Below are 4,813 nucleotides of genomic sequence, written 5' to 3'. Positions count from 1 at the left end.
GGCCGCTTCCCTTGTCCCGTTCACCGCAGAAGAGATTAATGAAACTCCCCAACGCCTGGTGAACGGAACCCTTCCACCAAAGCCATATGCAACCCCCATCGCCCGGATGGCAAATCACCCCACATCACTCTCCAGCCGCTGCCGATGCCGCAACCCCGGAAACCACCTCATCCACAGCGACACCACAATCAGCGTCCCCACCCCGCCAATCGCCGCCGCAGGCACCGCCCCCAGCCACGCGGCGAGCATCCCGGACTCAAACTCGCCAAGCTGATTGGAGGTATTGATAAATATCGAGTTCACCGCATTGACCCGCCCGCGCATCTCATCCGGCGTATCAAGCTGCACCAGCGAGCCACGGATCACCATGCTGATCATGTCAAACCCACCGAGCGCAAACAGCGCCAGCAGTGAGAGCCACATCCAGCTTGAGAAGGCAAACACCAGCGTCGCCACGCCAAAGCCCGCGACCGACATAAACATAATAATGCCGACACGGCGCGTCAGCGCACGGTGGCTTAGCCAGAAGCCAACCAGCAGCGCGCCCACTGCCGGAGCACTGCGCAGAAGCCCCAGCCCGAGCGGGCCGGTATGCAATACATCGTGGGCGAAAATCGGCAGCAGCGCCGTCGCACCGCCGAGCAGCACGGCGAAGAGATCGAGGGAGATCACCCCCAGCACATCTGGCCGGTTACGGATAAAGCGCACCCCGGCAAAGAGGGAGGAGAGCGTCGCGGGCGTGCGTTTTGGCTGCGCCTGCTCATAGCTCAGGGTGATCACCAGCAGCAGCGAGAGCAGATAGAGCGCCGCCGTGACGCTGTAAACCACATCCGCGCCCGCAGCGTAGAGAAAGCCGCCCAGCGCCGGGCCAACGATCTGCGCCGCCTGGCCGGAGACCGCATTCGCCGCCGTGGCGCGTGGCAGAATCGACGCCGGAACCAACGCCGGTAGCATTGAGATCATCGATGGTGACTCGACGGTTTTCGCGCAGGAGATAACAAAAATCAGCGCCAGGATGACGCCGACGCTGGCATCGCCCTGCCAGGTGAGCCAGGCGAGCGCCACAATCGCCACCCACTCGCACACCTGCGACAGCAGCACCACGCGTCGGCGGTCAAACTGGTCGGCGATATGCCCGGCGGGCAGCGCCAGCGTCAGCGAGGGAATAAACTGTACCAGGCCAATCATCCCCAGCCAGAAGGCGCTCTGCGTCTGGGAGTAGATCTGCCAGCCGACAATAATCGACAACATCTGAAAGCCAAAGCTGGAGCTGGTGCGCGCCAGCCAGAAGGCGACAAAAGATCGGTGCTGCAATAAACGGCCATCGCTGGCGGATAACAGGGGTGCCATAACATCTCTCTATGGGTGGTAATTAATGTCCGGCCGACGGCGCGCCGGGCGCACCGCTACGCACAAACGGCGGGCGGGCAAACCAGATAACAATCATCAGTGCTAAAAAGAGCCAGCCCAGCAGCCAGAAGTAGTCGATGGTCGACAGCATATAGGCCTGCTGCTCGAGGGTTTTATCCACCGCCGCCAGGTGCTGCTGCGTCGCGCCACCCATCTTATGCAGATAGTCTGTCGCCGCCGGGTTCCACTGCGAGACACTTTCGCTGAGGGTGGCATGGTGGTAAATCTCCCGCCGTGACCAGATCCAGGTAGTAAGCGACGAGGCAAACGAGCCGCCCAGCACGCGGAAAAAGGTCGCCAGACCGGAGCCTTCCGCCACCGCCTGGCCGTGCAGGTTTGAGAGCACAATGGTGGTGATGGGCATAAAGAAGAAGGCCACGCCAATGCCCATAAACATCTGCACTTCGGCAATGGTGCGGAAATCGACCTCGGTATTGAACTGCGCGCGCAGCAGGCAGGAGGCACCCATGGTCAGAAACGACAGCGTTGCCAGAATACGCAGGTCAACTTTATGAGCGTAGCGCCCAATAAACGGCGTCAGCAGCAGCGGCAGAAAGCCCATCGGTGCCGCCGCCAGCCCGGCCCAGATCGCCGTGTAGCCCATCTGGGTTTGCAGCCACTGCGGCAAAATAATGTTGATGGCGAAAAAGGCCGCGTAGCCGAGGGTCAGCGTGGCGGTGCCGATGGCGAAGTTGCGATCCTTAAACAGCCGCAGGTTAACAATCGGGTGCTGCTCGCCAAGCTCCCACATCACGAACGACACCAGCGCAATCGCCGAGAGCACTGACATGATGATAATTTCGTTCGAGGCGAACCAGTCGAGATCGTTACCCTTATCCAGCACCACTTGCAGCAGGCCAACGCCGAGCACCAGCAGCGCAATGCCGATGTAATCAATCGGCGAGGTGGTAGTGGTCTCTTCCCGCCCGCGCAGCTGCATCCAGACGACAATCGCCGCGAAAATCCCAATCGGCACGTTGATGTAGAAGATCCACGGCCAGGCGTAGTTATCGGTGATCCAGCCGCCGGTAATCGGCCCGACAATCGGTGCCACCACCGTCACCATTGAGAGCAGCGCCAGCGCCATGCTGCGTTTGCTGGTGGGGAAAATCACCAGCAGCAGCGTCTGGCACATCGGAAACATCGGCCCGGCGAAAAAGCCCTGCAGCGCGCGAAAGACAATTAGCTCCGTCATGCTGTGGGCGAAGCCGCACAGAAATGAGGAGAGGGTAAAGAGCGCCACTGAGCCAACAAACAGCCGCAGCTGACCAAAGCGGCGGGTAAACCAGCCGGTGAGCGGCAGCGCAATGGCGTTACAGACCGCAAACGAGGTGATGACCCAGGTGCCCTGATCGGCGCTGACGCCGAGATTGCCCGCAATGGTCGGCAGCGCCACGTTGGCGATGGTGGTGTCCAGCACCTGCATAAAGGTCGCCAGCGACAGCGCAATCGTCGCCAGCAGCAGGCTGGGCGGCGTAAATGCCGATTTATCTTGCATCGCGTCTCTCTTAGCGGGCGGCTACCGGCTGGCTATTATCATGAAGGATCTTCGCCACCAGTGCGTCGGCCTTATCCAGCGCATTCTGGTAGACGTCTGTTGCGAAACGCGGCTGCGCGACGCTCTGCTGCGGCAGCAGGTGCCCTTCGGTATCGCGAATATCGACGCGGGCGGCCATCGACAAGCCGACGCGCAGCGGATGTTTCTGCATATCATGAGGATCGAGAGTAATGCGCACCGGCAGACGCTGGACAATCTTGATCCAGTTGCCGCTGGCGTTCTGCGCCGGCAGCAGGGAGAAGGCGCTACCGGTACCAATGCCGAGGCTCTCAATCGTGCCGTGATACTCCACGTCATCACCATAGAGATCGGCAGTGAGCGTCACTTTCTGCCCGAGGCGCATGGTGCTCATCTGGCTCTCTTTGAAGTTGGCATCTACCCACACCTGATCGAGCGGCACAATCGACAGCAGCGTAGTGCCGGAATCGACGCGCATACCAAGCTGCACCGCGCGCTTTGCTACATAGCCGCTCACCGGTGCAACAATGGTGCTGCGGGCGTTATCGAGAAAGCGCTGACGCAGGGTGGCGATGGCGCTTTTGATCTCCGGATGGCTGTCGATAACGGTGTCGTCAACCATTGCCAGATTGGTGTTGAGCGCCTGCTGCGCGGCAATCAGGTCGCTTTTCGCACTGGTGACGTTGTCACGATAATGGGCTAAATCCTCAGCGGTAACCGCGCCGGTGGCGAAAATCTTCTGCCGACGCGCGTAGTCACTCTGCGCCGTTTGCAGCGCCACTTTTTTCGCCGCCACCTGCGCACGGTAGTTATCCGCGGTGCTGTAAAGCCCACGCACCTGGCGCACGGTGCTGGCAAGGTTAGCCTGCGCCTGTTGCAGCGCAATCTCGGTATCGGCCGGGTCGAGCAGCACCAGCGGCTGCCCTTTTTGTACAAAGTCGCCCTCATCGACGGCGACCTGGGTGACGGTACCGCCAATCTGCGGCGTCAGCGTCACCTGGTTGGCGCTGACATAGGCGTCATCGGTGGTTTCGTAATAGCGGGCATAGAGCAGATACCAGGCGAGGCAGCCGGCAGCGATAACCACCAGCAGCACAAACAGAATGGCGAAGTTGCGCTTACGTTTACTCGGCGCGCGTGCAGGTTGAGCAGCTGAATCGGTCATCTTGATCACCTTTCAGGAAAACTTAGCGATAGGGTTGGGTTGCGCCATCAGGCAGCATTTTGATCAGCAGCGTCACCAGCTGTTGCGCTTCATCGTCGGTGAGACGCTCGGTGAGTGAGGTGAGGATCGACGCCAGCGCCTCATTCTGGAAGCGATCGCAAATCCCCCGCCCCTTCTCCGTCAGGCCGAGGATCACCTGGCGTTTATCGTCGGGGTTGGTGGTGCGCACCACCAGGTCGCGCTTTACCATCCGCTCAAGCATGCGGCTCATGGCGCCCGCGTCCATCAGCAGGTTTTTGCTCACTTCAACCGGGCTGGTGAAGCCTTTATAGATGCTGATCAGCACCTTGAACTGCGCGGCGGTGATATCCGCCGGCGAAAAGTAGTGGCTGATAAGCTGGTCTTTGAACTGGTTTGCCAGGTGGATCAGCAAGCCGAGGTGCAGCGTCGGGTTAGGGTTATCCGCAGAATTTGTCATGATATTTGCCTGATCAATAATTACAAATGAAATTACTGACCAGGCAGATAAGTGTCAATGGATTGTCAAGATAAGCGCACGTTTTGTCAGTTTCCAATCACCGTACCCGGCACTCCGTAGGCCCGATAAGCGCAGCGCCATCGGGCAATGTTTCAGCGACACCGTTTTTTTTATCTGCGATATGACAGCGATGGGGGTTGTGTCCCCGCTGAAATCGGCGAACCGAAGCGGGAATGACAAGGTC

General features: G+C 59.7%; 5 protein-coding genes. All 5 read right to left on the bottom strand.

Translation table 11 applies throughout. From position 1 onward, the window contains the following. Nucleotides 1-114: 114 nt before the first annotated feature. Nucleotides 115-1,350, bottom strand: a complete 1,236-nt coding sequence (locus tag IAE48_RS23830) for an MFS transporter (protein ID WP_200135760.1) — start codon at nt 1,348-1,350, stop codon at nt 115-117. Between the two features lie 22 nt (nt 1,351-1,372). Beyond that, complete coding sequence (locus IAE48_RS23825) at nt 1,373-2,908, bottom strand: DHA2 family efflux MFS transporter permease subunit (protein WP_200135759.1); 1,536 nt, start codon at nt 2,906-2,908, stop codon at nt 1,373-1,375. A gap of 10 nt (nt 2,909-2,918) precedes the next feature. Beyond that, a complete protein-coding gene (locus tag IAE48_RS23820; RefSeq protein ID WP_200135758.1) occupies nt 2,919-4,091 on the bottom strand; it encodes an efflux RND transporter periplasmic adaptor subunit in 1,173 nt (390 codons plus the stop codon). A gap of 22 nt (nt 4,092-4,113) precedes the next feature. Beyond that, the gene (locus IAE48_RS23815; RefSeq protein WP_094419707.1) at nt 4,114-4,569 is read right to left on the bottom strand and encodes a MarR family transcriptional regulator; all 456 of its coding nucleotides are present in this window, start codon (nt 4,567-4,569) and stop codon (nt 4,114-4,116) included. A 54-nt stretch (nt 4,570-4,623) separates the two neighbouring features. Next, nucleotides 4,624-4,813: hypothetical protein (locus IAE48_RS24195; RefSeq protein ID WP_233631731.1), on the bottom strand; the 190-nt coding region annotated here is incomplete at its 5' end.

The sequence above is a fragment of the Kosakonia sp. S57 genome (genome assembly GCF_016516575.1).
Classification (GTDB): Bacteria; Pseudomonadota; Gammaproteobacteria; order Enterobacterales; family Enterobacteriaceae; genus Kosakonia; species Kosakonia cowanii.
The sequence above is the reverse complement of the archived record's forward strand: the minus strand, read 5'-3'. Positions and strand labels throughout refer to the sequence as shown.

Coding starts and splice junctions, on each gene's coding strand:
- IAE48_RS23825 (WP_200135759.1), bottom strand. CDS start 2,908: ATGCAAGATAAATCGGCATTTACGCCGCCCAGCCTGCTGCTGGCGACG.
- IAE48_RS23830 (WP_200135760.1), bottom strand. CDS start 1,350: ATGGCACCCCTGTTATCCGCCAGCGATGGCCGTTTATTGCAGCACCGA.
- IAE48_RS23815 (WP_094419707.1), bottom strand. CDS start 4,569: ATGACAAATTCTGCGGATAACCCTAACCCGACGCTGCACCTCGGCTTG.
- IAE48_RS23820 (WP_200135758.1), bottom strand. CDS start 4,091: ATGACCGATTCAGCTGCTCAACCTGCACGCGCGCCGAGTAAACGTAAG.